At 67.5% G+C, this 2,699-nt stretch carries 1 protein-coding gene and 1 pseudogene; both read right to left on the bottom strand.

Features of this window, described 5'->3' with window-relative positions; translation table 11 throughout:
• Positions 1–261: pseudogene (locus MIC448_RS12830) on the bottom strand (hypothetical protein); the annotation flags it as partial.
• Between the two features lie 117 nt (positions 262–378).
• Positions 379–2,699 (bottom strand): ATP-dependent helicase (locus MIC448_RS12825; protein ID WP_036300397.1); only part of this gene is annotated, 2,321 nt, incomplete at its 5' end.

The following is a 2,699-nucleotide window of genomic DNA, read 5'->3' as shown; positions in this document are numbered from 1 at the left end:
GGGAGACCCTGCCGCAGCAGGGAGTGCGGAAGCATCCGGCAGTGTCGTCGGCCGGCCGACTGCTCCCCCGCCACCGCGATAGGTCGACACCGAGATACCGACCTGAGGCACGGACTCGGACGCCACGTCCTCGGCGGGCGCTGCGTCCTCGGCGGATGACGCAGCCGGGGACTCTTCGCCGGGTTCGACGGCCGCCGACGAGGCGTTCGTGGTGTCGGCCGCGGCATCGCCGCGCTTCGGACGTCTCGAGAACACAGCCATCGAACCAGACTAACCCGGGCATCACTTCCCGCCGCGGGCGATCGCGACCCACCGAGTCGAGGCAGCCGAGGCACAGCGGGTCGCTTCGACAGGCTCAGCGACCGCGGGCTGTATCCGCTAGATCTTCTCGATCGGCGCGATCTTGATCAGGATCTTCTTCGCACCGACCGTGTCGAAGCGGATGTGCGCCACGCGCCGCGCCCCCTCGCCCGTGACGGCGTCAACGCGGCCTTCGCCGAAGTCGTCGTGCCGGATGCGGTCGCCACCGGCGAGTTCGAGGTCGCCGTTGTCACGCACCCGTGCGGGCACGCGGTTCGGGAACCGGTCGAGCGCGGTAGACGTGGGCACCAGATCCGAGCCGTACCGGTTGCCGGCTGTCGCCCCACCCGAGCGACCACCACCCGTGAAGCCACCACCGCCATACCCGCCACCGAGCGCCCGGCCCGAGCCACGTCCGCGCGAATTCACGTCACCGGGCGACTGCCGCCAGTCGATCAGGTCGGCCGGGATCTCTTGCAGGAACCGGCTCGGCATCGCGACCGTGACCTCGCCGAACTGCGCGCGTGTCATCGCGAGCGACAGATACAGGCGCTTGCGCGCACGCGTGACGCCGACGTAGAAGAGGCGTCGCTCCTCGGCCGGGCCGCCGGGCTCGTTCGCGGACATCCGGTGCGGGAGCAGGTCTTCTTCAACACCCGTGACGAACACGGCGTCGTACTCCAGCCCCTTGGCCGTGTGCATGGTCATGAGCGAGACGGAACCCGAGGCATCCTCGAGGTCATCCGCATCAGACACCAGCGCGACCTCGGCGAGGAAGTCGATGATCGTGCCGTCGGGGTTGTTGCGCGCGAACTCTTTGGCGACCGAGACGAACTCGTCGAGGTTCTCCAGCCGGGCCTCGTCCTGCGGGTCACGGCTGGCGCGCAGCGCATCCATGAAACCCGACTTGTTCAGCAGCAGCGCCAGGCCGTCCGCGACCGCCGAGACCGGCGCGAGTTCGCCGCTCGCGGGCAGCATGAGAGCGGATGCCTCATCCAGCACCGCGTCGAGCTGCACGATCGCGGCCTGAATCTTGGGCCCGACGCCGAGCGCGGAGGCATTCGCGAGGGCGTCGCGGAACGAAATACCCTCGCTGCTCGCGTATCGCGCGATCGCCGACTCGGTGACGTCGCCGATGCCGCGCCGCGGCTTGTTCAGGATGCGCCGCACGGCCATGTCGTCGGCCGGGTTGGCCACGGCGACCAGGTACGCCAGGGCGTCCTTGATCTCGGCACGCTCGTAGAACTTCGTGCCGCCCATGATCTTGTAGGGCAGCGCCGAGCGGATGAAGATCTCTTCCAGAGCACGGCTCTGCGAGTTGGTGCGGTAGAACACTGCAACATCGCCATAGGCGACACCCCCGCGGTGCAGGACCTCGATCTCGTCGGCGACGAACTGGGCCTCGTCGTGCTGGGAGTAGCCGGTGAAACCGACGATCTTCTCGCCCGCCCCGACATCCGTCCACAGCTTCTTGTCTTTGCGGTCGAAGTTGTGCGAAATGACGGCGTTCGCGGCGTTCAGGATCGTCTGCGTCGAGCGATAGTTCTGCTCGAGCAGCACGACCTTGGCGCCCGGGTAGTCGCGCTCGAACTCGCTGATGTTGCGGATGTCGGCGCCGCGGAACGCGTAGATCGACTGATCGGAGTCGCCGACGACCGTGAGGGACGCGGGCTCGAGGGAATCGGATGCCCGGGGCACGGGCGCTTCGAAGATCATCATGCCGCCGGAGCCCTCGAACGGCTCGGGCTCGTCGGATGACAGGGGGCGCGTGAGCTCGTGAATCAGGGCGTACTGGGCGTGGTTGGTGTCCTGATACTCGTCGACCAGGATGTGCCGGAAGCGGCGGCGGTAGGTGTCGGCGATCTTCGGGAACGCGCGGAACAGGTACACCGTCTGGGCGATCAGGTCGTCGAAGTCGAACGCGTTCGAACGCTGCAGCGAGCGCTGGTAGTCGGCGAAGATCTCGACGAAGATGCGCTCGGCCGGGTCGCTCATATTCGCTGTGCGAGCGTAGGACTCGGCATCCGCGAGTTCGTTCTTGAGCTTCGAGATGCGGCTCTTCACTCCCGCGGGCGTGAGCCCGAAGCTGTCGCCCTCGTGCTCTTTGATCAGGCGCTTGACGAGGGCCCTCGAGTCGCCGGAGTCGTAGATCGTGAACGACGACTTGAAGCCGAACGCCTCGGCCTCGCGCCGCAGGATCCGCACGCACGCCGAATGGAAGGTCGAGATCCACATGCCGCGGGTCGCTTCGCCGACGAGGGCGTGGACACGCTCGCGCATCTCGGCCGCGGCCTTGTTCGTGAACGTGATGGCGAGGATCTGGCTCGGCCAGGCCTCTTTTGTGCGCAGCAGGCCCGCGATGCGGTGCGCGAGCACGCGGGTCTTACCCGAGCCCGCAC

The sequence above is a fragment of the Microbacterium sp. C448 genome (genome assembly GCF_000582705.2).
GTDB classification, from domain to species: Bacteria; Actinomycetota; Actinomycetes; order Actinomycetales; family Microbacteriaceae; genus Microbacterium; species Microbacterium lacus_A.
The sequence above is the reverse complement of the archived record's forward strand: the minus strand, read 5'-3'. Positions and strand labels throughout refer to the sequence as shown.